This window comes from Pseudomonas sp. MWU16-30323, assembly GCF_020515595.1.
GTDB lineage: Bacteria > Pseudomonadota > Gammaproteobacteria > Pseudomonadales > Pseudomonadaceae > Aquipseudomonas > Aquipseudomonas yamanorum.
Map to the genome: position 1 here is coordinate 210,850 of NZ_JAIWYM010000007.1, position 26,628 is coordinate 237,477.

The 26,628-nt window shown below is 62.1% G+C and carries 22 protein-coding genes and 3 pseudogenes; 14 read left to right on the forward strand and 11 right to left on the reverse strand.

Annotated features, from left to right (window positions below):
* Window positions 1-154: 154 nt before the first annotated feature.
* The gene (locus LIY45_RS11570; RefSeq protein WP_226476403.1) at window positions 155-1,138 is read right to left on the reverse strand and encodes a TauD/TfdA family dioxygenase; all 984 of its coding nucleotides are present in this window, start codon (window positions 1,136-1,138) and stop codon (window positions 155-157) included.
* A gap of 189 nt (window positions 1,139-1,327) precedes the next feature.
* Between LIY45_RS11570 and LIY45_RS11575 the strand changes: the two genes are divergently transcribed.
* On the forward strand, window positions 1,328-1,579 hold the full coding sequence (locus LIY45_RS11575; protein ID WP_226476404.1) for a type II toxin-antitoxin system HicA family toxin: 252 nt from the start codon (window positions 1,328-1,330) through the stop codon (window positions 1,577-1,579).
* The gene (locus LIY45_RS11580) at window positions 1,576-1,932 is read left to right on the forward strand and encodes a type II toxin-antitoxin system HicB family antitoxin (protein WP_017476869.1); all 357 of its coding nucleotides are present in this window, start codon (window positions 1,576-1,578) and stop codon (window positions 1,930-1,932) included. The genes LIY45_RS11575 and LIY45_RS11580 overlap by 4 nt, the downstream gene beginning before the upstream one ends.
* On the opposite strand, the gene LIY45_RS11585 is transcribed toward LIY45_RS11580, so the two are convergent.
* Window positions 1,933-3,105, reverse strand: a complete 1,173-nt coding sequence (locus LIY45_RS11585; protein ID WP_226476405.1) for an MFS transporter — start codon at window positions 3,103-3,105, stop codon at window positions 1,933-1,935.
* 133 nt (window positions 3,106-3,238) lie between these two features.
* On the opposite strand from LIY45_RS11585, the gene LIY45_RS11590 reads away from it, so the two are divergent.
* Window positions 3,239-3,823, forward strand: a complete 585-nt coding sequence (locus LIY45_RS11590) for a TetR/AcrR family transcriptional regulator (protein ID WP_226476406.1) — start codon at window positions 3,239-3,241, stop codon at window positions 3,821-3,823.
* A 653-nt stretch (window positions 3,824-4,476) separates the two neighbouring features.
* Here the strand turns inward: LIY45_RS11590 and LIY45_RS11595 are convergent.
* The 4 genes from LIY45_RS11595 to LIY45_RS11610 form a co-directional block, all read right to left on the reverse strand.
* On the reverse strand, window positions 4,477-5,988 hold the full coding sequence (locus LIY45_RS11595; RefSeq protein WP_226476407.1) for an MDR family MFS transporter: 1,512 nt from the start codon (window positions 5,986-5,988) through the stop codon (window positions 4,477-4,479).
* Window positions 5,978-7,108 (reverse strand): HlyD family secretion protein, encoded by a 1,131-nt coding sequence (locus LIY45_RS11600; protein WP_226476408.1) that lies wholly within the window; start codon window positions 7,106-7,108, stop codon window positions 5,978-5,980. The genes LIY45_RS11595 and LIY45_RS11600 overlap by 11 nt, the downstream gene beginning before the upstream one ends.
* On the reverse strand, window positions 7,105-8,553 hold the full coding sequence (locus LIY45_RS11605) for a TolC family protein (protein ID WP_226476409.1): 1,449 nt from the start codon (window positions 8,551-8,553) through the stop codon (window positions 7,105-7,107). The genes LIY45_RS11600 and LIY45_RS11605 overlap by 4 nt, the downstream gene beginning before the upstream one ends.
* A gap of 114 nt (window positions 8,554-8,667) precedes the next feature.
* Entirely contained in the window at window positions 8,668-9,411 is a 744-nt protein-coding gene (locus LIY45_RS11610; protein WP_226476410.1) for a helix-turn-helix transcriptional regulator, read from the reverse strand.
* A gap of 160 nt (window positions 9,412-9,571) precedes the next feature.
* On the opposite strand from LIY45_RS11610, the gene LIY45_RS11615 reads away from it, so the two are divergent.
* The 4 genes and pseudogenes from LIY45_RS11615 to LIY45_RS11630 all read left to right on the forward strand — a co-directional run bounded on the left by LIY45_RS11615 (window position 9,572) and on the right by LIY45_RS11630 (window position 13,710).
* Window positions 9,572-10,372, forward strand: coding sequence for an SDR family oxidoreductase (locus LIY45_RS11615; RefSeq protein ID WP_226476411.1), 801 nt, complete (start codon window positions 9,572-9,574; stop codon window positions 10,370-10,372).
* The gene (locus LIY45_RS11620; RefSeq protein ID WP_226476412.1) at window positions 10,365-12,191 is read left to right on the forward strand and encodes a glycoside hydrolase family 15 protein; all 1,827 of its coding nucleotides are present in this window, start codon (window positions 10,365-10,367) and stop codon (window positions 12,189-12,191) included. The genes LIY45_RS11615 and LIY45_RS11620 overlap by 8 nt, the downstream gene beginning before the upstream one ends.
* Window positions 12,192-12,273: 82 nt before the next feature.
* Window positions 12,274-12,547 (forward strand): annotated as a pseudogene (locus LIY45_RS11625) (hypothetical protein).
* Between the two features lie 254 nt (window positions 12,548-12,801).
* Window positions 12,802-13,710: an alpha/beta hydrolase gene (locus LIY45_RS11630; protein ID WP_226476413.1), complete on the forward strand. Its 909-nt coding sequence runs from the start codon at window positions 12,802-12,804 to the stop codon at window positions 13,708-13,710.
* Here the strand turns inward: LIY45_RS11630 and LIY45_RS11635 are convergent.
* The 3 genes from LIY45_RS11635 to LIY45_RS11645 form a co-directional block, all read right to left on the reverse strand.
* Window positions 13,688-15,883 (reverse strand): ATP-binding protein, encoded by a 2,196-nt coding sequence (locus tag LIY45_RS11635; protein ID WP_226476414.1) that lies wholly within the window; start codon window positions 15,881-15,883, stop codon window positions 13,688-13,690. The genes LIY45_RS11630 and LIY45_RS11635 overlap by 23 nt on opposite strands.
* Window positions 15,880-16,467, reverse strand: a complete 588-nt coding sequence (locus tag LIY45_RS11640) for a biliverdin-producing heme oxygenase (RefSeq protein ID WP_226476415.1) — start codon at window positions 16,465-16,467, stop codon at window positions 15,880-15,882. The genes LIY45_RS11635 and LIY45_RS11640 overlap by 4 nt, the downstream gene beginning before the upstream one ends.
* 131 nt (window positions 16,468-16,598) lie before the next feature.
* On the reverse strand, window positions 16,599-17,567 hold the full coding sequence (locus tag LIY45_RS11645; RefSeq protein ID WP_226476416.1) for a GlxA family transcriptional regulator: 969 nt from the start codon (window positions 17,565-17,567) through the stop codon (window positions 16,599-16,601).
* 90 nt (window positions 17,568-17,657) lie between these two features.
* Here LIY45_RS11645 and inhA point away from each other — a divergent pair, with 90 nt between their 5' ends.
* A complete protein-coding gene (gene inhA, locus LIY45_RS11650; protein WP_226476417.1) occupies window positions 17,658-18,338 on the forward strand; it encodes an isonitrile hydratase in 681 nt (226 codons plus the stop codon).
* A gap of 57 nt (window positions 18,339-18,395) precedes the next feature.
* On the opposite strand, the gene LIY45_RS11655 is transcribed toward inhA, so the two are convergent.
* Window positions 18,396-19,025 carry a LysE family translocator gene (locus LIY45_RS11655; RefSeq protein WP_226476418.1) on the reverse strand — a complete coding sequence of 210 codons (630 nt, stop codon included), beginning with the start codon at window positions 19,023-19,025 and terminating at the stop codon, window positions 18,396-18,398.
* Between the two features lie 439 nt (window positions 19,026-19,464).
* Between LIY45_RS11655 and LIY45_RS11660 the strand changes: the two genes are divergently transcribed.
* Together LIY45_RS11660 and LIY45_RS11665 are read left to right on the forward strand one after the other, a co-directional pair.
* Window positions 19,465-19,767, forward strand: a complete 303-nt coding sequence (locus LIY45_RS11660) for a hypothetical protein (protein WP_226476419.1) — start codon at window positions 19,465-19,467, stop codon at window positions 19,765-19,767.
* Between the two features lie 204 nt (window positions 19,768-19,971).
* Entirely contained in the window at window positions 19,972-21,294 is a 1,323-nt protein-coding gene (locus tag LIY45_RS11665) for a PAAR domain-containing protein (RefSeq protein WP_226476420.1), read from the forward strand.
* Between the two features lie 174 nt (window positions 21,295-21,468).
* On the opposite strand, the pseudogene LIY45_RS11670 reads toward LIY45_RS11665, so the two are convergent.
* Window positions 21,469-21,627, reverse strand: a pseudogene (locus tag LIY45_RS11670) (transposase domain-containing protein); the annotation flags it as partial.
* Window positions 21,628-21,738: 111 nt separating this feature from the next.
* On the opposite strand from LIY45_RS11670, the gene LIY45_RS11675 reads away from it, so the two are divergent.
* From LIY45_RS11675 to LIY45_RS11690, 4 genes and pseudogenes are all read left to right on the forward strand, one after another.
* The gene (locus tag LIY45_RS11675; protein WP_226476421.1) at window positions 21,739-22,227 is read left to right on the forward strand and encodes a cell division protein; all 489 of its coding nucleotides are present in this window, start codon (window positions 21,739-21,741) and stop codon (window positions 22,225-22,227) included.
* Complete coding sequence (locus LIY45_RS11680) at window positions 22,220-23,662, forward strand: TIGR01777 family oxidoreductase (protein ID WP_226476422.1); 1,443 nt, start codon at window positions 22,220-22,222, stop codon at window positions 23,660-23,662. Before LIY45_RS11675 ends, LIY45_RS11680 begins: the two co-directional genes overlap by 8 nt.
* A 9-nt stretch (window positions 23,663-23,671) precedes the next feature.
* Window positions 23,672-26,107 (forward strand): PEP-utilizing enzyme, encoded by a 2,436-nt coding sequence (locus LIY45_RS11685; RefSeq protein ID WP_226476423.1) that lies wholly within the window; start codon window positions 23,672-23,674, stop codon window positions 26,105-26,107.
* Window positions 26,108-26,337: 230 nt separating this feature from the next.
* Window positions 26,338-26,574 (forward strand): annotated as a pseudogene (locus LIY45_RS11690) (hypothetical protein); the annotation flags it as partial.
* Window positions 26,575-26,628 lie beyond the last annotated feature (54 nt).

Genomic DNA, 26,628 nt, shown 5'->3' on the forward strand with positions numbered 1-26,628 from the left:
CATTCCGTCCTTACTGATCTGCGGCCTGGCCTGCGGGCCAAGGCGTTTCCAGTAGAACGAGCAAGGGAGGGGCTAATTTAGACAGTAAAGCCGCTGGCCGATCACCTGCCCACAACGCCGCAGGGCGCTGCGCCTGGGCTCGCCAAGCAAGGGTTCAGCGAGGTTGCTCGCTATAACCTTGCGCCATCGCCACGACCACCTTGCGGGGCCCGGTAAAGGGCGAACGCGCGTGAGCGGCGAGCATGTTGTCGAGCATCAGCACATCCCCCGCCTGCCAGGGAAAACTGATAGCGCACTCGTCCAGCACCCGACGCACCTCGTCCAGCACCTCGGTTTCGATGGGCGAGCCGTCACCGTAATAAACGTTACGGGGCAGATCCTCTTCATCGACGATATCCAGCAAGGTTTCCCGCACCTCGTCCGGCAGGTTGGAAACATGGAACAAATGCGCCTGGTTGAACCACACCCAATCGCCGGTCGACGGGTGCCGGGCCACCGCCTGGCAGGTCTGGCGAGTGCGCAACTCGCCATCGTCTTTCCACTCCCACTCAATGGCGTGCGCTTGGCAATAGGCCTCTACCACACCCCGATCTTCGGTGTTGAATACCTGCTCCCACCCCACATCCAGGCCATTGCCATAATTGCGCACATACATCAGGCCCTTCTCGATAAAACGCTGGCGAACATACTCCGGCATTCGGCGGTACACCTCACGGCTATCGGCAATCGGCGTTTCACCGCCGGTCTGCGCGGCAATCACGCTGTAGAACCAGATTTTCATTGGCCACTCGAGGGTGTAGGCCTGCTCGTTGTGCAGCGGAATGCTTTGATGCGCCGGGTACTCGGTAGAGGTGTACACGCCTTGGGTGACGTTGCTGCGTGGTGTGGAGCCAAACTCATAGTTGAGCAACGGGTGGCCGAATGCCTGGGCAAACTGGCGAAACGCGTCGACACCCCCCACCTCAAAACCGCGAAACAAAATGCCGCCGGCCGTTGGCAGATGCCGTTCAACCAACGGTTGCAATTCGTTGAACACATCCATCAGTGCGAGACCGGGCTCCGGGGCCTCAATCAACAATGGCAAGCTGCCCCGCTCACTCAACAGAGGGGAGGCATTCAATTCCAGCAATAGGTCCATGTGGCTCTGCTCCAAAGGCACGTCGTCCCTATAAAACGAATCCGGAGGGGAAAAATTAGCGGGGGATTTGCGACGCAGGCAACCGTGTCATCAAGGGTTACATCAAACACCGAGCGGCTCGGCGAGGCTGTCCTATCATTGACGCAACCCATCAACTGCAACTACATTTAGTTACAGGCAAGGATCGCCGTGTCGAAAAATGAAAAGCTGCTGGCCAAACTGCTCAATGGACAATCGGCCTTTACCTGGCCCGAACGGGTAACGCTGCTGCGGCAACTGGGCTACACGCAAATCGAAGGGGCGGGTAGCCGGGTCAGGTTCGACATAGGCGACCCCAGTGCAATGATTACCCTGCACAAGCCTCACCCCGGCAACGAACTGAAACACTACATTCGGCGCCAGATCATCGAACAATTGAAATCAGGAGAACTGATTCAGTGAACAACCAGCTGAAACACAAAGGCTACATCGGCTCCATCGAAGCCAGCCTCGAAGACAACTGCCTGTTCGGAAAGCTGCTTTTCATCAAGGCCCTGGTCAGCTACGAGGGCAAAACCGTCGCTGAACTGGACGCGGCCTTTTGCACCGCCGTAGACGACTACATCGAGACCTGCCAGGCCCTTGGGCAAACACCGGAAAAGCCCTGCAAGGGCTCGTTCAACGTCCGTGTCGGCCATGACCTCCATTTGGCCGCCGCCCTCGCGGCGACCCGGCAAAAAGTCACGCTGAACGACCTCACACGGCAAGCGCTGAACGAATTCCTGCAACATCGCGGCGCACTGGTGACAGGGTAATCACCCCAACCGCCGATACCCCAACACCGCCGCCCCCAGCACCACCGCCCCCGCCGCCAGCGCCACCCAGAACCCGCTGGGGGCGCCGAAGTGGTCGATCATCCAGCCAGAACTGGCGGCGCCAATGGCCACGCCGATGCTCAGGCCGGTGATCAGCCAGGTCATGCCTTCGGTCAAACGGCTCGGCGGGACGATTTGCTCCACCAGGGCCATGGACACGATCAGCGTCGGGGCGAAGAACAGCCCGGAGATGAAGATCGCCGCCGCCAACCCGGGAATGTTCGTCACCAGCAGCAACGGCAACGTCGTGATCGCCGTTGCCACGCCGCAGTACAGGAACTGGCGAGGCAACGGCGCTTTCAATTTCAGGGCACCAAACGCCAGCCCGGCCAGGCACGAACCAATGGCGTACACCGACAGCACAATGCTCGCGGCGGCTGGCTGGCCTTGATGCTGGGCGAAGGCGACGCTGACCACATCCACCACCCCAACGATGACCCCCATGGCCATCAACAACACCATCAGGATCAACACCGAGGGCGAGGCGATCAGCCAACGGCCGTGTTCGGCGTGGTGTTCATGCACCGGTGGTTCAGTGCGGCGTTGCATCACGAATGCCGTCACCCCCACTGCCAGGAACAGTGCCGCAATCAACGGCCCCGCCTCGGGAAACAGCAGCACGCACAAGCCCACCGACACCGGCGGGCCGATAATGAACACCACCTCGTCGAGCACCGACTCCAGGGCAAACGCGGTTTGCAACTTGGGCTGGCCGCGATACAGCTCGGTCCAGCGCGCCCGCACCATGGCCGACATGTTGGGCATGCAACCGGCCAGGGCGGCGAAGATAAACAGCGTCCACGTCGGCGCCTGCAAGCGGGTGCAGAGCAACAGCAGCAACAGCGCGCCCCCGCCGATGGAAGCGGCCACCGGCAACACCCGGCCCTGGCCGTAACGGTCCACCAATCGCGACACCTGGGGCGCGCAAAACGCGGTGGCCAGGGCGAAGGTGGCGGTCACCGCCCCTGCCAATCCGTAACCGCCGTGCACTTGCGACAGCATGGTGATCAAGCCGATCCCGGTCATGGAGATCGGCATGCGGGCGAGCATGCCCGCCAATACAAAAGCCCTGGAACCTGGCGCCTGGAACAGCTCGGCGTAGGGGTTTGCCATGTGTGTAACCTCTTCCTGAGCGCCCTGAAACTTGCTATTCGAGGTATTCGGGGCAAAATACATACGGTGCGTATGTGACAAATCATGCGTAACATACGCGCCGTATGTCAATCGCCTATTGTGAGCCTTACCCATGAGCCGAGCCCGTGCCGACATGATCGAAGACACCCGCGCCCGCCTGATCGCCAGCGCCCGCCACGCCTTCGCCACGCAAGGCTACGCCCAAACGTCGATGGATGATTTCACCGCCCGCGCCGGCCTGACCCGGGGAGCGTTGTACCATCATTTTGGCGACAAGAAGGGCTTGCTCGCGGCGGTGGTTGCGCAGCTGGACGGTGAAATGGACGCGAGCCTGCAGCGTATCTCGGAACAGGCCGATCACCCTTGGGAAGGGTTTTGCGAACGCTGCCGGGCCTATTTGCGTATGGCTCAGGATCCCGAGATCCAGCGCATCGTATTGCAAGACGCCCCGGCGGTGCTGGGCGCCACCGACCAGCAGCAATGCGTGGACTCGCTGCGCCAACTGCTCGATGAACTGATGCAAGCGGGCCTCATCGAGCATGCGGGCAGCCAGGCGTTGGCGAGGCTGATCAATGGCAGCCTGGTGAGCGCATCGCTGTGGATCGCCCAGGATGGAGACTCGGGCGAGCGACTGGAAGAGGCCTTGCAAGGGCTGGAGTTGTTGTTGCGCGGTTTGAAGCCCAATGCCGTTTGCTGAACGAGTGTGGGGGGAGTTGTCAGGATCATATGGGGGCATATCCGTTATTTAGGTAACGGCTACTTATGGTTCGGCTCTTACGGCGGCTCACTTTTGAACAGCGCAAAAGTAAGCAAAACGCTCTGCCCCGCCTGTCGGCGCCTCGCTGGGGCTCGGTGTTCACTCCGGCATTGGGCTTATTGGGGCAGTCAGATCAAGATCAACAGCAGATCAAAAGCAAAAACAAAGACCAGAGCGAAAACAGATCTGCTTTTCTGTGGGAGCTGGCTTGCCTGCGATGCAGACACCTCGGTGTATCAGGCAGACCCAGTTGATGCTATCGCAGGCAAGCCAGCTCCCACATTTGACCGTGCCCGCTTTAGCTTTTGATTTGGCTCTTCAACACTCAAGCCGGCCGGTAGGCCGCTGTGCTCTTGCTTTTGATCTTGATCTTAGGCGCCCCGTTAAACCACGCTGGCACACCGAGCCTAAGCGAGGTGCCGAGTGGTGGTGCAAGAGCGTTTTGCTTACTTTTGCGCTGTTCAAAAGTGAGCCGCTGTAAGAGCGGAACCCATACAAGCCATCACCCAAATAACGGATATGCACCCAGCCCCCAAAACCATAAAAACACACCTGAACCATTGCGCTCACTTGAGCCCACCACAACATTGACCCTAGGTACGCCGCAACAACAACGCCGCCACCGCACACGCCGCCAACGCCACACACGCCAGAAAGAACGCATCACTGTAGGCCATCAAAAACGCCTGATGGCGCACGCTCTGGTCCAGCAGATTCAGCACCACCTGATGCTCCGGCCACTGCTCCTGCAACACCCCGCCGCCGGGAAGTTGCTGTTGCAGGGCCGAGTCAAACAGCGTCACCGACTCACCGATGCGCGCCGAATGCACCCGCTCGCGCACCACCACCAATTGCGCCAGCAACGCTGTTCCAACGGCGCCACCCAGATTGCGCAGCATCGAGAACACCGCCGACGCCGACCCCGCCTGCGCCTTGGCCAGCCCATGCACGGCCAGCACCGACAACGCCACCATGATCAACGGCTGGCCCATGCCCCGCACCACGATCGACGGCACGATCACATTGCTGGCGCTGTCCGCCGACAGATGCGCGCCCATCCAGCAGCCCAAGGCCATGATCGCAAACCCCGAAGCCACCAGCATTTTTGCACTCACCCACTTCATCAACCGCGGCAGGAACGGCGCCATGATCAGTTGCACGAGCCCATACGCAATCAAGCTCACGCCAATTTCACTGGCGTTGTAGTGCTGCAATTGCGACAGGTAATTGGGCACCAGAAACACCAGTCCGTAAGTGCTGGCGCCGAAGATAAACATCGCCACGCTGGCCACGCCAAAATTGTAGTGCCCCAGCAGTCGCAGGTTGATAAAGGCATGCTTGCCCCACAACTGGCGCGCCACAAACCCGATCAAGCCAATCACTGCCAACAGCGTCATCCACACGATAAAGGGCGAGCCGAACCAGTCCTTGCGCCCGCCCTCCTCCAACACGATCTGCAACGCGCCCAGGCCCAGCACCATGCAGCCGATGCCCAGCCAATCGCCCTGGCGCAACAGGCCCAGCTTCATCGGCTGACGGTCGATGGACCAGGCCACCGCCGCCAGCAACGCAATCCCCGGGAACAGTTGCAGGTAGAAGATCCAGCGCCAGGAATACGCGTCGGTCAACCAGCCGCCAATCGACGGCCCGGCCGCCTGGGCCACACTGTTGGCGAGGCTGAACAAGGCCATGCCCAGCGGGATCTTGCTGGCCGGCAGCTCGGTGATGATCAGCTGGAATGACAACGGAATCAGCACCGCCCCGGCCGCGCCCTGCACCACCCGGATCAGGATCATCACTTGCAGGTTGGGCGACAGCGAACACGCCACCGACGCCACCAGGAATATCCCCGAGCCCCACAACATCACCCGGCGCAGGGAAAACACCTGCACCAGCCACGCCGTGAGGGGAATCATGATGATTTCCGCCACCAGGTAGGCCGTGGAAATCCACGAGCCCTCCTCAAAGGTCGCGCCCAGTGCGCCTTCGATTTCCGGCAGCGCGGCGCTGGTGACGTGCACGTTCATCCCGGCCATGAAGCAGCCGAACAGCCCGCCGATCACCGCGACCCAGGCGCGAAACGGCACACGCCCTTCAGCCTCCATGGACAGGCTCCTGGCTCACGGCAGGACGGGTATTGACCGTGGCGATCACCGACATGCCCGGCAGAACCCGCGACTCGCCGGGCTCCAGGCGGATCTTCACCGGAAACCGCTGGACGATCTTGGTGAAGTTGCCGGTGGCGTTGTCCGGCGGCAGCAAGGCGAACACGGCACCGGAGCCAGGGGCGATGCTTTCCACTTGGCCGTGCCAATGCGCACCGGCAAAACTGTCCACCGCGATCTCCACCGACTGCCCCGGCGCCATGTGCTGCAACTGGGTTTCCTTGTAGTTGGCAATCACATAGGCCTGTTCCACCGGCACCACCGCCAGCAGTGGCAGGCCGGGCATCACATACTGCTGGCGACGGACCTTGCGCTGGCCCACCACGCCGTCGAAAGGCGCTCGAATCTCGGTGTCCTTCAACGCATTACCGGCCAGGGCGAGATTGGCCTGGGCCTCGCCGATGCGCGCCTGATGCTCGACAATTTGCGCCTGCGCCTGTTGCCGGCGCGCCTGCAACACCTGCAACTGCGCCTGCTGCCGCGCAACCTGGGCGCGGGCTTGTGCCAGGGCCGCCTGGGCCTTGGCCTGGCTGGCGCTGACAGTTTCCAGGTGCTGGGCGCTGGCCACCTGTTGTGCGACCAACTCGCGATATCGCTGATAATCGAGCCTCGCGCGCCGGGCCTCGGCCTCGCTGCTGCTCAACGCTGCCTTTGCCTGGGCAATGCGTTGCTGCTGCTCGCCCATTTGCGCGTCGAGGGTCTGCAGCGAGGCCTGTTGCGCCGCCGCTGCCGCCTGCGCCTGTTGCAGTTGCGCCTGGGCGCTGTTCAGGCGCTCGGTGAAATCCCGGTCGTCGATACGTACCAGCACATCGCCGGCCTTGACCGGCTGGTTGTCTTCCACCAGCACCTGGGCCACATACCCGGCGATCCGTGGGCTGATGGCAACCCAATCAGCGCGTACATAGGCATCATCGGTTTCTTCCAGAAAACGCCCCCACTGCCACCAATACCCGGCAAAGGTGGCCAGCCCCAGCAACGTAGCGAGGGAAGCCGTGGTCACCAGAGCGCGACGATGGCGTTGCATAACGGTCAGGCGAATGGGTTCAACAGCCTGGTTCATGGTGTGGCTCCATTGACAGCGACAGATAAGGGGTCGGTTGGATCGTCACGCTGCCAGCCGCCACCGAGGGCCTGGAACAGGTCGATCTGGCGGCTGATCAGGCGCAGGTCGGACTCGGCCACGCGGGCCTCAAGGCCCACCAGGCTGCGCTCGCTGTCCAGCAATTGCAGGGCATCCAGCGCGCCGGCGTGGTAGCCACGGGAGGCCAGGTCGAAGGCGCGGCGGTTGTTGTCCAGCGCGGCGGCCAGGGCTTGGCGACGCTGCTGTTCGCCCTGGTACAAGGCCATGGCCTGCTCGACCTGCTTCAACGCGTTGAGCACTGTGCCGTCAAACTGCGCCAGGGCCTGGCGTGCTTCGGCCTGGCTCTGCTTGACCCGCGCCTGGGCGATCTGCCGGTTGGGAAAGCGCCAGGACACCAGCGGCCCGACGGAATACACCGTCGCGTAGCTGTCCCCCAGTTTGCCCAGGCTGCTGGCGGATGAACCGAGCATCGCGCCGAAGGTAATCCTCGGGTAAAGCTCGGCCCGGGACAGGCCCACCGTCGAGGTGGCCGAGTGCAGTTGCCCCTCGGCACGACGGATATCCGGCCGCCGCTGCACCAGCGCCCACCCCTCGCCCACCGGCAACGGCGCCTGCAACTGCGGGCTCTGGCCGCAGCTGCGTGGGGCAACCTGCTCCGGCGGCAACCCGCTGAGCACCGCCAACTCATACAACGCACTGCTGCGCCGGGCCTTGAACATCGGCAGCGGTGCGCGGGTTTCTTCCAGCAGGCCTTGCAAGCGAGTCAGGTCCAGGTCCGTCGCCGCGCCGGCCTTTTGCAGTTTTTGCGTGACCGCGACGCTCTGCTCCAGCAACTGCACCGAATGGGCCTGCACCTGCTCCTGCAATCCATAAACACAGGCCTGGGCATACGCGCGGGCCGTCTGCGCGGCCACTGTCACCCGTAACTCGTCTTCCTGCGCCCGCGCCACCTGGGCATCCGCCCGTGCGGCGGCAATGCGATAACGCACCTCGCCCCACAGGTCGAGGGTGTAGCTCAGGGAAAACGCAGGCGTGTGGCTCCATTCGGCACCGGCATGACGGTGGGTCGCCTGGGCCAGGGTCTGGTCATCCCGGCTGCGACCGTAGGCCACGCCGTAGTCCAGAGAGGTGGACGGCAGGCGCTCGCCGTCCACCTGCTCCAGCCGCGCCAGCAACGCGTCGACGTGGGCGGCAGCGGCTTCAAGGTCTTTGTTCTGGCGCAGGGCCCGCGCCACCAGGGCGTCCAGTTGCGGGTCACGGTACAGCTGCCACCAACGGGCGGGCAACGCCTCGGCCGACTCGACGGAAAGCTGCGGCGCGGGCTGCGCCGTGACGGTCGACGGCTGGCCGGACACGCCACTGCACCCGGCCAGCACACTCAACAGGGCGATGGGTATCCATGGATGAAAGGAAGGGCTGTGCATCACAAGGCTCGCTCAAGAAAGAGCCTTGCAGATTAGGCAGATGGCCTGTCCGATTCGCCCGCGTCAGGGCCATGTATCGTCGCTAAACGGACAATAGCGTTACTCGACGCAACACTAAGCCCCCGGCCGGAAATGACTCGGCGGATACCCCAACGACTTGCGAAACATCGCACTGAACGCACTCGGGCTCTGGTAACCATGCTCCAGCGCCACCTCCAGAATCGACACGCCCTGGGCCAACAACTTCAAGCTCAAGGCCAACCGCGCGCGCTTGCGCCATTCGCCGAAACTCATGCCCAACTCACGCTGGAACACCCGGCTCAAGGTACGGGCGCTCATGTTCAGGCTGTCGGCCCAGGACTCCAGGCTGCTGTCGTCGGACGGGTTACGGATGAAATGCGTGCACAGCCTGGCCAGACGAGCCTCGCCAGGCACCGGCACGTGCATCGCCACCACCGGCGCGGCGAGCAGTTCCATGCGGATCAATTCGATCATGGCCTGCAGGCGCGGGCTGTGGTGCCCGGCAATCTGGGTAGCAGCAACGATCAGTTCCCGCAGCAGCGCCGACACTTCGATCACCTGGCAGGTACGCCCAAGCCCCGGCTCGGCGTCGGGCATCAGGAACAGCGTGCGCATGTGCACATCGCCGGCCATGCGGATTTCGTGCGGGGTGCCGGCCGGCACCCACAGCGCATGCCCGGACGGCACCAGCCAACTGCCCTGGGCAGTGCTGACCACCATCACCCCGGACACACCATGGATCAGTTGCGCCTGGGCGTGGCAATGGGGGTGCACCACGTCATCGTTGCGGTAGTTGTCGGCGTAGGCTTCAAGCCATGGGCGGGGTTGGCAGGTCATTGGCTCAGGTCTCGCGTCGTTCAGGCCTTGATTCTAGCGAAAAGCCCTGTGGCGAAAACGATAGATATAGACAGCCATCGTCGCATTCCAGACATCCGGTGAACTTGTGGCCCACGCCATCAGTCAGCTAAGTGGGCACTCTGAAAAAGGTTGGTGGGCAATGCGCATTTCATTGGAGCAACAAGTGGCGCTGGTTACCGGCGCCAGTTCCGGGATCGGCGCGGGGGCCGCCAAGGCCCTGGCGGAGGCCGGAGCCGCCGTGGTGCTGAACTACAACGCCCAGGCGGCGCCGGCTGAAGCACTGGCGGCACAGATCAATGCCGACGGCGGGCGGGCTATTGCAATTGGCGCCGATGTGTCGAAAGAAGCGGATGTCGAGCGGCTGTTTGCACAAACCCTCGATGCCTTTGGCCACCTGGACATTCTGGTGGCCAACTCGGGCATGCAAAAAGACGCAGCGGCCGTCGACATGACGCTAGACGACTGGAACGCGGTGATCGGCGTCAACCTCACCGGCCAGTTCCTCTGCGCCCGCGCCGCCTTGCGCATCTTCAATCGCCAGGGCATCCGCGAAGGGGTGTCCCGGGCCGCCGGGAAGATTATTCACATGAGTTCGGTCCATCAGGTAATCCCCTGGGCCGGGCACGTGAACTACGCCGCCTCCAAGGGCGGCGTGGAAATGCTGATGCGCACCCTGGCCCAGGAAGTCAGCCAGCAGCGCATCCGCATCAACGGCGTTGCGCCGGGGGCGATCCGCACGGCTATCAACCGCGCCGCCACCGAAGGCGCGGCCGAGGTGGAGCTACTCAAATTGATTCCCTATGGCCGCGTGGGTGACGTCGAGGACGTGGCCAATGCGGTGGTGTGGCTGGCCAGTGATGCCTCCGACTACGTGGTGGGCAGCACCTTGTTTATTGACGGCGGCATGAGCCTTTATCCGGAGTTTCGTGGCAATGGTTGATCTGAAAAACGAACCACAAAGTGCCATTGATGCCCACGGCATCATCGGCGACATGCGCAGTGCGGCGCTGGTGAACGACAAGGGCAGCATCGATTTTTTCTGCTGGCCGGAGTTCGACAGCCCCTCAATCTTTTGCTCGTTACTCGACTCCCCCGCCGCCGGCATCTTCCAGCTCACCCCGGACCTGCCCGACGCTCGCCGCGAGCAGATTTACCTGCCGGACACCAACGTGCTGCAAACCCGCTGGTTGAGCGATGAGGCGGTGGTGGAAATCACCGACTTCCTGACCATCAGTGAAGAAGTCGACGACCTGCCCATCCTGATTCGTCGGGTGCGGGTGGTCAGCGGCAAGGCGCGCATTCATATGCGTTGCGCGGTGCGCCATGACTACGCCCGCGCCCAGACCCGGGCCACTGAAGCTGACGGCGACGTGTTGTTCGAGGCCGCAGACCAACCCGGCCTGCGCCTGGCGGGCAGCCACGCCATGCAGCTGGAAGGTGATGCCGCGGTGGCGAGCTTTGACCTGGGCCAGGAAGAAGGCGCCGAATTTGTCCTCGGCGGCCTCGACGATGTACGGGTCAAAAACGACTGTACCGACCTGTGCCTGGAGCGCACCCTGAAATTCTGGCGCGGCTGGATCGCCCAGTCCAACTACCGTGGGCGCTGGCGCGAGATGGTCAATCGCTCGGCCCTGGCCTTGAAGCTTTTGACCTCGCGCAAACACGGCGCCATCCTCGCCGCTGCCACCTTCGGCCTGCCGGAAACACCTGGCGGTGAGCGCAACTGGGACTACCGCTACACCTGGATCCGCGACGCCTCGTTCACCGTCTACGCCTTTATGCGCCTGGGGTTTATCGAAGAAGCCAACGGCTACATGCGCTGGCTGAAAGGCCGGGTGGGTGACTGCTGCGATCAGCCGATGAAAATCAACATCCTGTACGGCATCGATGGCCGCCAGGAGCTGCCGGAAACCGAGCTGAGCCACCTCAGCGGCCACGGCGGCGCGCAACCTGTGCGCATCGGCAACGAAGCCTACGACCAGGTGCAACTGGACATCTACGGCGAGCTGATGGATGCCGTATACCTGGTCAACAAATACGGTGAAGCCATCTCCCACGAGGGCTGGAAACACACCGTGGAAGTGGCCGACCAGGTCTGCGAAACCTGGAATCACAAAGACGTCGGCATCTGGGAAATGCGCGGTGAGCAGCATCACTTCCTGCATTCGCGGCTGATGTGCTGGGTGGCCCTGGACCGGGCGATTCGCCTGGCGTCCAAGCGCTCGCTGCCGGCGCCGTTTGCCCGCTGGGACCAAACCCGCCAGGCGATTTACGCGGATATCTGGAGCAACTTCTGGAACGAAGAACGCGGCCACTTTGTGCAGCATATCGGCAGCACGGCACTGGACGGCTCGATGCTGTTGATGCCGCTGGTACGCTTCGTCGCGGCGACGGACCCACGTTGGTTGTCGACCCTGGAAGCGATCCAGAAAAGTCTGGTGCGTGACGGCATGGTGTACCGCTACCGCAACGACGACAGCCAGATTGATGGGCTGCAAGGCACCGAAGGCGCGTTTGCGGCGTGTTCGTTCTGGTACGTGGAATGCCTGGCCCGGGCCGGTCAAGTGGAGAAGGCGCATCTGGAGTTTGAACAGTTGCTGCGCTATGCCAACCCGCTGGGGTTGTATGCCGAAGAGTTCGATAACCAGGCACGGCATTTGGGCAATACCCCACAGGCGTTGAGCCATTTGGCATTGATCAGCGCAGCGACGTTTCTGGACCGGAAGTTGAGTGGGGTGAAGACGGTTTGGCAGCCTTGAGGCTGAGCACAATCTGAAGGCACAGGAGTAACCCTGTGGGAGCTGGCTTGCCTGCGATGGCGGTGGATCAGCTCATACATCAATGACTGAAACACCGCTTTCGCAGGCAAGCCAGCTCCCACATAGACCGCGCCAGGTTCTGCTGATCATCGACGTACAACCCGCCTTCACCCCGCCCGACTGGCGGGTGAACGCCCCGACGCCCGAGACCATCAGCCACCTCAAAAGCCTCGCGCCGGACCGGGTGCTGGTGTGTGGCATCCAAACTGACACCTGTGTGCTCGCCGCTGGATCGCTCGGGAAAACTGGGCGCGGATTTGTGGCGGCATCACTTCATCAGCCACCCAGAGATTTAAGTCCGCCCCTCACTGTGGCGAGGGAGCTTGCTCCCGCTGGGGCGCGAAGCGGCCCCAAAAAGCTCATCGCCCTCTAATTTAAAGGACACCGTCAACAAAACCTGGGGCTGCTGCGCAGCCCAACGGGAGCAAGCTCCCTCGCCACAGGTTATTTGGCAAACATCACAAGTAAAGCAATTGTCGTCATTCCCACGACGTTCAGTAATCCGCTTGGTCTACAGTTCCAACACGTTTCCTCCACCCTTGGAGCCACCATGCCCACCCTCCAAATCCGCACGCCCATGCTCGATCTCGCCTACGAAGCCCATGGCCCTGAAGGCGGTGAGGTGGTGATCCTGCTGCACGGCTTCCCCTATGATCCTCGCGGCTACGACGAGATCGCCCCGGTGGTCGCCGCACGTGGCTACCGGGTGCTGGTGCCGTACCTGCGGGGTTATGGACCCACGCGTTTTATCAACGCCCAGGTGATGCGCTCCGGCCAACAAGCGGCACTGGCCAAGGATTTGCGGGATTTCATGGATGCCCTCTCCATCGAAAAAGCCACGCTGGTGGGCTATGACTGGGGCGGACGCGCCGCCTGTATCGTCGCGGCGTTGTGGCCGGAGCGGGTGCGCGGGCTGGTGACGGGCGATGGCTACAACATTCAGGATATCGCTGCGTCGATCAAGCCTCGGGCGCCGGAAACAGAGCATCGGCTGTGGTATCAGTTTTACCTTCATACCCAACGGGGTGTCGACGGACTGACCGCCAACCGGCGTGAGTTCTGCCAGTTGCTGTGGGCGCTCTGGTCGCCGTCCTGGGCTGAGGGGCCAAGCCTGTATGACAAGACCGCACCGTCGTTCGATAACCCGGATTTTGTCGAGGTGGTGGTCCACTCTTACCGTCATCGCTTCATGTACGCACCGGGTGATCCTGCGCTGGAAAGCATCGAACAGGCCCTGGTGCAGCCACCGCCGATTTCGGTGCCGAGCGTCTCGTTGTGTGGCGCCGATGACGGCGTAGGTCCGGCCCCGGTTGAAGATGACGACCTGGAAAATTTCAGCGGGTTTTATCGACGCGAAGTGCTGGCCGGTGTGGGCCACAATATTCCCCAGGAAGCGCCCCAAGCGACCCTTGAGGCGATATTCGAGCTGCTGAGCCTCAGCCCCCCGCCGAGATCCTGAAGCTGAACACGCTGCCCTGCCCCAGCACGCTTTCAGCCCACAGGGTGCCGCCGTGGGCCTCGATGATGCCGTGGGAAATGTACAACCCCAGGCCGCTGCCGGTGGGGTTGCCCACGCGGGAGGTCCAGTAGCGGTCAAAGATGTACGGCAGCTGCGCAGGGTCGATGCCGACGCCGTTGTCGCACACCCGAAACAGCACCTCGTCCCCCGTGGCCTCGGCAATCACCTCGATCACACCGCCCACCGGGGTGAATTTCAGGGCGTTGCCCAGCAGATTGGAAAACACCTGGAACAGCCGCTCCGGATCGGCCTGCACACTCAGCCCGGGCACGGAGCGCCAAGCCAGGTCCACCCCTTTGGCGGCCGCCAGCGGCTGCCACATCGAGCAGATCTGCTCCTGAGTCGCGGCCACATCGAGTGGTTGCAGTGACACGCTGTAGCGCCCGGCCTCGATGCGCGAGATATCGATCAAGTCTTCCAGCAGCGTGTTCATGCGGGACGTGGCGTTTTGCATGGTTTCAATCGCACTGGACAGGCGTCGGCCAGCCTTGCTGTCCTCGGCGGGCACCAGGCTGCGCATCATGCCGCATTGCATCAGCAGGATCGTCAGCGGGCTGCGCAGGTCATGGGAGACCACCGCCACCAGTTCATCGCGCGCCCGTACGGCTTCATCCTGGCGCATGACCTGGCGGGCGAGGTCATGCTCCAGGGCATTGCGCCGCAGGCTCTCCACCGCCAGCAACTCCGAGAGTGACCAGTACAGGGCCTTGCCGTCGACCTGCTGCTTCCACAGCTCAAACGACAGGCGCGGGCTCAAGGTCGTGCTGCCCGGCTCCTGATGTTTGACCGGCTGGCCGCTCCACTCCACCGTGGACTTGACCTCCGGGCGAAACCACATCACCGCGTTGTCCACCGGCTTGGGCAGGCAGAACGCCAACAGGCCGCTGGCGTGGGCCTGATAGGCCGCCGCCGGCGGGAAATCCACAGACAGTTGATGGCTGTGCACCACGCCTTTGCCCTGCCCGCGCACCCACTGGTACAAGGCGTGGATTTCAGCACGTTTGGGGCAAACGCCGAACACATGCAGACGCTCTTCCACCAATATCGCCAGGCCACCGGCGGCCGCCAGGTTCAGCAACGTTTGCGCGTACGGCAGCAGGCTTTCCATCACATCGCACTGAACGGCCGACATGGCCGCGACCATCTCTTCGACCATGGCGGCCTTGTCGCGTTGTTGACGGCGCTCCTGCTGCTCCTGGAGCAATGTGATCTGCATCGACAACAGCTGGCCGATGCTGGTGCAGGCGGTGCGCAGTTCATAGGGCACACGCAACGGCTCACGGTGACCACAAGTGATCAGGCCCCAGAGCTGGTCGTCCTTGAGCAGAGAAATGCTCATGGAGGAACGCACGCCCATGTTCTTCAGATAGTGGCAGTGCACCGGCGACACGCTGCGCAACACGGCGAAGCTGAGGTCCAGGGGCTGGCTGTTGTCGGGGCGCAGGGCCGGCAGGATCGGCACCGGCTGGTACTCGGCGTCGGGAATCACGCGGATCCAGTTCAGCCGGTACAACTCACGCGCCTGGGGCGGGATGTCCGAAGCGGGGAAACATAATCCCAAGTACGGCTGCATGCCCTCGCTGAGGGCCTCACCGATGACCTTGCCATGGCCTTCCTGCTCGAAGCGGTACAAGGTGACCCGGTCATAACCGGTGAGGCTACGAATCTCGGTGACGCAGGTCTGGTACAAACTCTCGAGCGTCTTGGCGGACTGCAAGCGGCGCATCGTGCGGGCGAGTTGCCCCACGGCGCGGTGCTCAAGGGTCATGGCCCGCTCCAGCTCGAGGAACAGCAGGCCCTGATGACGATGCAGAAGGATGTCGTAGGCGTACCCATCAAGCGTCAGTTGATGCATCTCATCTTCGTCGGCGTCCAGGTCTGCCAGGGCACGGCTCACCTGCGCTGCGGCCTTGCTACCCAGCACACTGGCCAGCGCCTGGCCCGACGCACTTTCCGCGCCCAGGCCCAGGGCGACGGTCAGGTTGCTGCTGGCTTGCAGTACCTCAAGCGCCGGTTCGCTCAGCGTCAACAACAAGCCGTGGGGCTGGATCGATCCGGGAATGTGGATGGGCTCGTTGGCGCAGTCGTCTATCAGCGTATCGACCGTGCTCATCGCAGCACTCCGCAATGGTCCAGCCACTGCTCGAAACAGAGGAAGGTCGACTCGGCAACCTCCACCGCTTCCAGGCGTTCGGTCGGGGATTGCAGCGGGTACAGGCAATCAAGAAAGCGCTGCCACAGTGCGCTGGTTTGTGCTCCGTACACATTCATGAACGCCCCTCCATTGATGGAGCCGACACCAATCTTGATCTCGATCAGCGTGCGCAACACCTGGCCACCGAGGGTTGCGCCTTCCAGCACGTAGAGGGCGCCCAAGGCCTGGGCCACGTTGGTGATGGCGGGCAGTTCGGAGCACAACGGCAAGGCGTCGATCTGCGAGTTTTCCAGGCCCAGCGCCCGCAAATCAGCCTGCAAGTACGGAGTTTTGCTGCGCCGTCCCCATTCCAGGTCAGGGATGATTTCACCCCACGGCGCCAGGGCTCGCTCCAGCGGCTGATAGAAGCCGTAATAGGCGCTCATCAGCTCGCGGTACAGCGCCAGGTCCATGCGGGAAAACGGCAGACGGGTATCGAGGCGTCGGTGCAGCGCAGCGGTCGCCGCGCGTAGTTCGACAAGGACAGGAGGTAGTGAATTCATGAGCTGTACGCACGCCGGGAAGGTTCAAAACCGCGACGTAGAGGCCTGGGATCAAGACACTGCGCAATGGACTGTGAGTAACATAGCACCTTGATACAAAAACGTACCTATTCGTTCAAACAGGCTTCGCTTCAACCGGGTGAGGAAAACCGTTCGCGGTAGGCCTGGGGCGTGATCGACACCGCCCGCAGGAAGCTGCGGCGCATGGTTTCTTCGCAGCCAAAGCCGCAGTGCACGGCAATACGTTTGATCGACGCGCTGCTGTCGGCCAGTTGCCGGCGGGCGGTTTCCACACGGATCAATTCGACGGCCCGCGCCGGCGTCTGGCCGGTTTCGGCGCGGTAGTGGCGCACGAAACTGCGCTCGCTCATGCCCGCCTGGGCGGCCAGTGTGGCAACGTTCAAATCGAGGGTCAGGTGTTCGGCGATCCAGGCGTGCAACTCCGCAAAACGGCTGCCGCCCTTTTGCAGGGACAGCGTCACGCTGAACTGCGATTGCCCACCGGGGCGCTTGAGAAACACCACCAGGTGCCGCGCCACTTCCAGGGCCACGGCGCGGCCCAGGTCCTCTTCCACCAGTGCCAGGCACAAGTCAATGCCGGCAGTCACGCCGGCGGAGGTCCACAGGTTGCCCTGCTGGATGAAAATCGGATTGGCCTCCACCGTCAGTTGTGGGTATTTGCGCGCGAGCTCTTCGCAGCGGGTCCAGTGAGTCACCACGCGGCGGCCGTCGAGCAAACCACTGGCGGCCAGCAGAAAGGCGCCGGTGCACACTGAGGTGATGCGTCTGGCCTGGGTGGCTTTTTGCCGAACCCAGTCCACCAGCGCCGGATCTTCGGCGGCCCCGTACACGCCCCACCCGCCCGCGATCACCAGCGTGTCGCACGGCGCATCGGCGGCCGGCAACGGCTCGGCCACCAGGGCCAGGCCCGCCGAGGTCATCACCGGCTCGGCCTGGGCGGCAATCACACTGACCGCATAGGGCAACGGCAAACCCTGCTGGCGCGCCAGATCATTGGCCGAAGCAAACACTTGCAAGGGCCCGGTGACGTCGAGGACCTGCACATTGGGAAAAGCGAGCACGCTGATGATTCTGGGCATGTTGGCGTAATTCGTGGGCTCAATGGCGTATGCGCCAAAGCCTAGGTGACTAGAGTGAAGCCGTCCATCCCTTTATCCGGAGCATTCCCCATGACCTTGCAGATCGGCTTTTTGTTGTTCCCCGGCATCCAGCAACTCGACCTCACCGGCCCCTACGACGTGCTGGGTTCCCTGCCGGACGTGAAACTGCACCTGGTGTGGAAAGACCTGGCGCCGGTCACCTCCAGCACCGGGTTAGTGTTTACCCCCAGCACCACCTACGACGAGTGCCCGACGCTGGATGTGATTTGCGTGCCCGGCGGCTCGGGGGTTGGGGCGCTGATGGAAGATGAGCAAACCCTGGCGTTTCTCCAGGCACAGGCCCAGACCGCACGCTACGTGACCTCGGTGTGCACCGGCTCCCTGGTGCTGGGTGCGGCGGGCTTGCTGCGCGGGCGTCGTGCGACCACCCACTGGGCCTACCACGACCTGCTCGCCCCGCTCGGCGCGATCCCGGTGCAGGAGCGCGTAGTGCGTGACGGCAACCTGTTGACCGGGGGCGGGATCACCGCCGGGATCGACTTTGCCCTGACCCTGGCCGCCGAGCTGTACAGCGAGGCGGCAGCGCAACTGGTGCAGTTGCAGATTGAATATGCACCTGCCCCGCCGTTCAATGCAGGCCGGCCGGAAACCGCGCCGCCGCCTGTGCTGGAGGAAGCCCGCAAACGCACCGCCGAGTCGCGCAAGACCCGGGGTGAAATCGTGGCACGGGCGGCGGCGCGGTTGGGTTAAGCACTCGCCCCTCGTTGGAGATCACCGCGTGATAACCGCCGTACTCACGGCGGGTTATCACGTCGGGCGAGACGTCAGCGCCAATCGCACGGCCAGCACCATCAGCACGGTCGCCAGGCCCCATTTCTGTAAGCCTGCGCTCCCCGGTTTGCCGGCAAAAAACCGGCTCACCGCCCCGCCAAAAATCCCCAGCACGGCATGAAATACACCGCTGATCAGCGTCAGGACGATCCCCAGTTGCACCAGTTGCAGTGCGATGGGCCCCGCCTCCGGGTTGACGAATTGCGGCAGGAACACCATGAAAAACAGCAACGCCTTGGGGTTGAGCAAACTGTTGAGCATCGCCCGCACAAACACCCGGCCCAGCGGCACCCGGACGACGTGGGCCGTGTCCAGGGCGGGCTTTTTTTGCAGGGTTTTGAACACCAGCCACAGCAGGTACAACACCCCGGCGTAGCGAATCAGGTCGAAGGCCGGCGGCCAACTGGCGACCAGTGCAGTCACGCCGGTCGCGGTCAGTGCTGTGAGCAGCAGGTCCGCCACACTGATGCCCAACCCCGACGCCACTCCGCCACGCCAGCCATAGGTCACGCCGTGACTGATGACGAAGGCTATGTTCGGGCCTGGAGAAAGCAACAGCAGCAGGACTGCACCAGAGAAAACAGCCAGGGTTGCGAGGTCGATCATGCTCAAGCCATCCACCGGGAAAGCTCGTAGATTAGTCAGCCCGTCTGAGGCACACAAAAAATTGTTATGGATACGCTTTGCACGGGCCCGGGTGGCCTTGCCAGGTTGGGAACATTCGCGAGGCCATTCAGACACGAATAAAGGGCCAGCAGGCTAAATCCCTTTGATTTGCGGGACGTTTCCTAGACAATCTTTCGGCCTTGTGCCTGCCGGAACCTGTGGCTAGTCTTCGCCCCTTCACTGCTCACCAGTGAACGGGTTTAGTCGCCCGGATCCGAAAAGGCGCATGTCCCATCATGAGGTTTTATGGTGGCTGTGCGCAGGGCACCTTCGGGTGCGCCGGTTTTTCCTTTTCGGCCGGTCGACTAACCTGCGTACAGCCGCCACCCTACGTTTAGTCGCGAAGGGGTCGGCTCCTTAACCGAAAAGGAGCTACACCATGAATAAACCCGTCTCCGACCCACCCGTCGACCTGCTCCAAAACCGCGCCGCGTTCAATCGCGCACTCGAACACTACCTGCCTTCCCAGGGCTTCCACACCGTCAACGAAGACCTGAGTTTCGAAGACGCCCTGCTCTACACCGCGAGCCTGCTCAGCAGCGCCTCGGCCACCGCCCTCGACTGCGGCGAACTGCTGCAAAGCCCCGAGCGGGCGAAGCTGTTGGCGGTGTGGCATTTGCTGGAAATTGCCAAGACCACCGTCGACCGCTCGATTGAGTGTTTGCACCTGCGCAAGGCTTAGCCAAAACGCGGTCAACACTGTGGGAGCGGGCTTGCTCGCGAAAGCGCCGTATCAGTCAGCGCATGCCCTGACTGGAAAACCGCTTTCACGAGCGACCTTGATCCAGAACCGACCTACACCAAAGTAAGAAGCATCCGACTACTCACTTCTCCTCCGCTCCCCTAGCGTGCCGTGTCCTGAACATGACAAAAGGACACATCAGGGATGAAGCGTTATCACATCACGGTAGGCGCAAAAACCACCACCGACGGCACCGTGCGCACCGGCAACGGGGGTTGCAGAATCGATGGTATGGCCCAGTCTGTTGAAGGTGACGAGGTCTATTGCCCGGCCTGCGAAAGCACCGGGGTGATCGTCTGCGACGGCCCACGCCTGGTGGAGAGGATCAACGGGCGAAACGCCGCGTTGGACGATGATCTCTGCCACTGCAAATGTGACCCGCCGCCCCGCTTAAGGCCCCATCAGACCCGCAGCTCACAAATCATTGAGGTTCACGCGTCATCCAACGCCAAGGCCGAAACACTGACCGTCACCGTGCCCAAGGGCACCGCGGTGCGGTCGGCGCAGAGTCATCCCACGCAATTCTTTACGCCGCAACAAGTACCCACCTGTGAAAACACCTGGCGCAGCTACCAGGACCAGGCCGAAGCCATCGTGGCGCCGGGCGGCACGCTGATTGCCGATCCCAAGGCGCGCAACCGGGCGATCAACGCGGCTTATGCACAGCTGTGGCGACTGGATAACCGCTTTCAGTGGGCGGGGCTCGCGGCGTTCGCGTCCAAGCAAGTGGGGTGTGGTTTGTTGCATGCGTCTGAGTCGATGGAAAAGATTCAGGCTGAACATGAAGCGGCACAAGCGCTGCGCAAAGGTGCAAGGGACGGGTTCTGGAGCTTGTTCAACCCTCTTGAAACGCAGCGGCAGGCGAAGTTGCTGGAGTACGAACAAAGGCAGCTTGAGTATGAACGGGCCATTCGCAACAACCCCTTGCCCGGTATTGATTGGCGGCGTGATGGGGGGCCGTTTTCAGCAGTGCAGCAGCTTTACCAGCATGTGTACGAGATGATGGCGATGGGGAATACCACGCTGTTTTTGGACGTGTATCCGTTGCATGTTTTTTATATGGAGCAGGGGTTGAAGCTGTTTGAGGGTTGTTTGTCTTCGCGTCAGAACATTTATGGGGATGGCCGCCCTTCGGTGTTGTGGCCGGTAGGGCATGAGCAGTTGAGATTTGGCACTGGTCACGAGGCAATCCTGCAAGCCTTCGAGGCCATCAACGCTGGCAATATCGCCGGAAGTGTTGAGTATCTCGCTGACCACGAACAACGAAATATCCTTCAACCAACAATGTACCGTGACTCAAAACTGGTAGCCCTACTTCGTGGCAACCATCTCTCCTACGTCACCGGCATGCCGTCCGGTGCAGCCCAAGCCATTGAGCTGACGCTGGCAAACCAATGCCGCCCCGTTGAAGACGGCCGAACCATTGAAATCCCTTCGCCAATTTGGCCGATATCGACCAACGCATGACCTTCGTCCTGAGAGCTGCGGCGCAGTTTGATACGCTGCTGCGTAGCAATGAGCGACAGCGAATCGAACAGGCGCTAGAAGATATCGCTGAAGGCCGGGGTGTCCAATGAGCCGGATCACGCAGATCAATTGTAAGCGTCCGCCGAAGTCACCTTGCATGACTCAGGCAGATACCTACTGATGCGGCAGCAGTTGGTCGATCTCACTCGCTCGCTGCGTCGGCAGCCGCGTCGGCACGTATTTGAGATAAGCGTACGGATCATGCCCATTCATGCGCGCCGGCTGGATCAGACTCATGATCGCCGCCGCTCGCATGCCGCTGCGAAGCGACCCGATTAATGTGAGATCACGGGTAGCGTCAGTCGCAGTTAATCTGAGTCGAAAATCGCGTTGATTGCGAGCACGGCTGTTTTCGATCGCAAGCCCTTACACTTAGGAAACGGTATGCCAGCCCCATCTAACGCCCTTCGCTCTGCACTAGTGCTTTGGTTGTACGCCGCGGCCCTGGTGCATCTACTAGTCGGCCTAGCGCTGACCTGGGCCGGCCATTCGGGATTACTCGACGGTTACCTACAAACCATCGAACAAGCCTTCTGGGCAATCGACCCCGTACCCACCGCCGCCCGCGCCCAACACGTCTGGTGGGTCGCCTTATTCGGCGCCACGCTGCAAAGCTACTCCCTCTACATGCTCGCCCTCGTGCGCATCGGTCATCGACTGAGAAGTCCCATGGCCTGGGGCTGGTTAATCGCCGGCATCGTGCTGTGGGCGCCGCAAGACATGTGGGTCTCCGCCCAGGCTCGTGTCTGGTCACACCTGTGGTTCGACAGCCTCGCGCTGCTCACCCTGCTGCCGCCGCTGTTCTGGCTCTATCGCCATGACCGCCGCACCGCCCCTTCAAACAACACGCCGAGTGACGCCAACCATGTCTGATTTTTCTCTCCTGGATTGGGCGGTCGCGCTGCTTGTTGCCCAAGCCATTCTCGGGGCGCTGGATACCCTCTATCACCACGAATTCACTGTCGCGTTGCCTTATCGGCACAGCGCTCGGCTGGAGTTGTCGATCCACGCGCTGCGGTCGTGTTTCTACGGGATTCTATTTCTGGGCATGGCGCATCTGGCGTTTCAGGGCACGTGGGCGATTGTGATTGCGTTGCTGTTCGCACTGGAGATCGGCCTGACTCTGTGGGATTTCGTGGTCGAGGATCGCAGCCGCAAACTGCCGGCCATCGAGCGGATCATGCACACCGTGTTAGCGGTGAATGGCGGGGCGTTTTTTGCCTTGTACGGGGTGCAACTGGCGCAGTGGGCGAGTCTGCCGACGGGCCTGAGCGCGATCGATTTCGGTTGGCGCGGCTGGTTGCTGACGTTGTTCGCTGTCGGCGTGACGGCCTCGGGCATTCGCGATGGATTGGCGGCGCTGCGCATGCAGCGCAAAGGCAAGCCGTCGAACCCGTTCGCGGGCGGCGCTTATAAGCGCGTGCTGGTGACCGGTGGCACCGGGTTTATCGGTGAAGTGCTGGTCAATCAATTGCTCGACGCCGGTCACACCGTCAGCGTGCTGGCTCGCGATCCGCTGAAAGCGGCGTACCTGTTTGATGGCCGCGCCCGGTGCCTGCGTTCGCTGAGCAAACTGGGCTACAACGAAACCTTCGACGTGGTGATCAATTTGGCCGGTGCGCCGGTGGCGGGGCCACGCTGGAGTACCAAGCGCCAGGCGCAACTGATCGCCAGTCGGGTCAACACCACTGAAACATTGATCAGCTGGCTGAAGAACGTCCGGCGTAAACCGGCGCTGTGGGTTCAGGCCTCGGCCATTGGTTTTTACGGCGTGCGCGATGCCAGCGAAAGTCTTGATGAACGCGCCAGCAAGGGAGACGGATTCATGGCTGAGTTGTGCGCAAAATGGGAAGCCGCCGCGCAACCGGCCATCGAACTCGGCGTGCGTCAGGTGGTGCTGCGTCTGGGGGTGGTGTTCGGCCCCGGCGGCGCGTTGTTGCCGTTGCTGATTCCGTTCCGCCTGGGGTTTGGCGGGCGGATGGGCGATGGCCAACAGATCATGAGTTGGGTGCACCGCGATGATGTGATTCAAGTGATCGCCCGCGCATTCGCCGACGACAACCTGAGCGGCACCTACAACCTGGTGGCGCCGGACGCGGTCAGTCAGGCGGTGTTCGCCGAGCGTGTCGGTAAAGTCTTGAAGCGCCCGGTGTGGTTCCACATTCCGGCCACGCCGGTACGCGCACTGGCCGGCGAAATGGCGCAGTTGTTCTTCGACGGTCAGCGCGTAGTGCCCAGCCGTCTGACCGAGGCGGGTTACACGTTCCGTTACCCGACCCTCGACGCTGCCCTGCGCGATCTAGCCTGAGGACAACCCATGAGCAAGCCCCTGATGTACCTGCTGGCCGGCAACGGCGGTGCCGCCGATTGGTGGGATGACGCGTTGCCGCACTTTCAGCGCTATCAGGTGGTACCACTGGAACTACCAGGCTTCGGCAATAATCCTCAAGCCCCGTGCGAAGACCTTGCCGCCTACGCTCAGGCCCTGGTGACGGCGACCGTCAAAGCCAGCGCGATCATGGCGGTCGGGGTGAACGCGTTGCTGGTGTTGCATGCGCTACAACGTCAGCCGGGGCACTTTTGCCGCAGTGTTTTGTTGGCGCCGGTGGGGGCGTTTTTGTGGCAGCGACGGCTGCCGGCATTGATGTCGCCGCTGCCCATTCGCAAAACCATTCACTGGCTACTGTCGAACAAGTCCGCGCTGTTTGCGCGCAAGTTTTCCAACCAGACCTGGACGCCCGCGCAGTACCAGCGCATGGGCGCCGGCTATGCACGCTGCCGCGCATTTGTGCCGCACTGGGACCTGGTGCGGGCAGACACCGCGTTGCCATTGCTGGACTGGATCACCGATCCGGTCGAGTTGGTCTGGGGCGATCAGGACAATGTGCTGGGCATCGAGCAGGCTGCCGCTTGGTCGGCGATTCTGGCTCGCGCTGATCTGACTATCAGCCTGAAAACCGGTTGGGGGCATTACCCATGGATCGACTCGCCGGCCGAGTTCGCTGAGTGGCTGGAGTCGGGTGAGTGCGGATTCGTCGCTCACACCAAGGGTGGTCGGTTGCGTCTGGCCGAGTTGGCCGGGCAAGCGGTGCCGCCAGCGCTGTCACTCAATGACTGCGAGGATTCACGCTTGCCGGCGTTCCTCGCCAGCCAACCGGGCGCTACGTGGGCGGTGCGTTCCTCCAGTTACGGCGAGGATCAGGCCGATGCGGCGAATGCGGGTTTGAGCACTACCTTCCTGCGCGAATCGACTTCGAACGTGCCGGCTCGTATTACCGAATTGAGCGCCGCGGGTGTTGAAGAAGTGGTGGTGCAGCGTTTCATCACACCGCAGCTGTCCGGCATCGCTTTCGTGCGTCACCTGTCGGTGGAACTGGAATGGGTGGAAGGGCATCTTGAGTCACTGGCCGATGGTCAGGTGAGTCCCGAGCGCGCAATCATTTCCCGCCTCGGCGCCTCCTGGAGCAGCGACACCTTCAAGCCTTCACTCGGCTTGACCGCTGACCTGTTGTGGCGCTTTCTACAAGACGTTTTGCGGGTCTTTCACTACGTGCCTGGCGACGTTGAATGGGCCTGGGACGGTACGAAGCTGTGGCTGTTGCAATACCGGCCGATCAGCGACTACGGTTGGCGTCGTCACCTGACGGCCGCCAACATCGCCGAAATCCTGCCACCACAACCGAGCGTTTTCGTGGAGTACGCCCAGCGACGTGCGGCGGCGAGTATTCCGGCGATCATGGCGCGTTGGGATTCGCGGGTGTTGCAGGATAACGAGCCGTTCACCGCTGTGTTTGACGGCGCGTCGTACATCAACAATGATCTGTTTCTCGCCCGATTGGCCGACTGGGGGATCTCTGCCAGCAGCTACGCCAGTGAAGTCGGCGGCGCAACGCCGCATCTGCCTTGGCGACCGCTGCGAATGCTGCGCTCGTTGCCGTTGTTCCTGCGTATGCAGCGTATCGCGCGCGGGCATTTGCTGACGTTAGAAAAGCGCTTGCGCCGTTTCGACGAAGAACTGTCCGAGCTGATCGCCCAAGGCGCTGACGGCCAACAACTGGCCGACTGGTTCACCCGGTTTTATGTGTTCGTGGTGCAAGGCAACTTGTGCATCGCCACCTCACTGGCCAGCAGCGGCGGCGACCTGCTGGGCCGGCCGCCGACGGCTTATGACGACCTTGAAAACAGCCCGCATCGACTGCCCTGGGAAACCGATCCGGCCAAGCCGCGCCCGGCCCCAACGGATCTGCCATTACAGGCCTTCCCCCAATGGCCGGGGTTTATCCGCTTAGCCCATTCGACCGGCTTGCCGGGCCTGCGTGGTTACTACCTGCAAGTGCGCGAATGGTATCGCGACAACCTGATGCGGATCTTTTTTCGCCTGCACCACGCCATGCCGATGGCGGATCGAGCGCATTGGTTTGCGCCTCATCCAGACATTCGCAGCCGCGACGGCAGCTTCTGGCAGGACGGTCGCGAAGGCACCGAACAAGCCACCGGTTTCATGATTTATCCGGGGCAGGTGCAAGGGGTTCTGGGCGACGACATTTTACTCGAAGACACCCTCGATCCGGGGCAACATGCACACTACCAAGCGGCGCGGGCGGTGATTGCGCGGATGGGCGGGCGCTTGTCCCACGGCTCGACGTTGTTGCGCGAGTTGCGCAAACCTTCAGCGATACTGCCTCAAGTAGATGTGGCGTGGTTAGGGTGTGAGGTGCTGTATCGCGATGGTGAGTTGACGTTGGTGAAGTAGGGGGCTATCCGTCATGTTGCCCGGAGGGTTACCTATTGGCGAGCAAGGGACAAGCATCAAGTAATGCTGGTGGTGGGACGGTTCAGGGACGATTGGCACCCGACAGAGGAGCGTTACCTCATGACGCTTGCACTGGCCACTCCATGGGGACCGCCATGACACGATACCCAGCATGGCGACGTGGAGGGTTTGGCCTATGCGTTGTCGTACTTCTCGTATGGGTAGTGATACGCGTCGCAGACCTCAGCTTGTCACCGCAAATAGAACCACTACTGCTTGATGACACCCTTAAGGTCGTGCTGGATTTGCAGGAACATTGGCGCCAGGGTGGATGGATACCGATTCGGGTCGAGTACGACCCACCATTCGCCGACACGCCCGAATGGCGTACCCGATTGAGGAACATAAACCAGGGCGGCACCTCTTACTGGCAAGCTGGAAACGAATACCAGGTGATGATGGCGGTGTGGCATTTGCCGGAAATTGCCAAGACCACCGTCGACCGCTCGATTGAGTGTTTG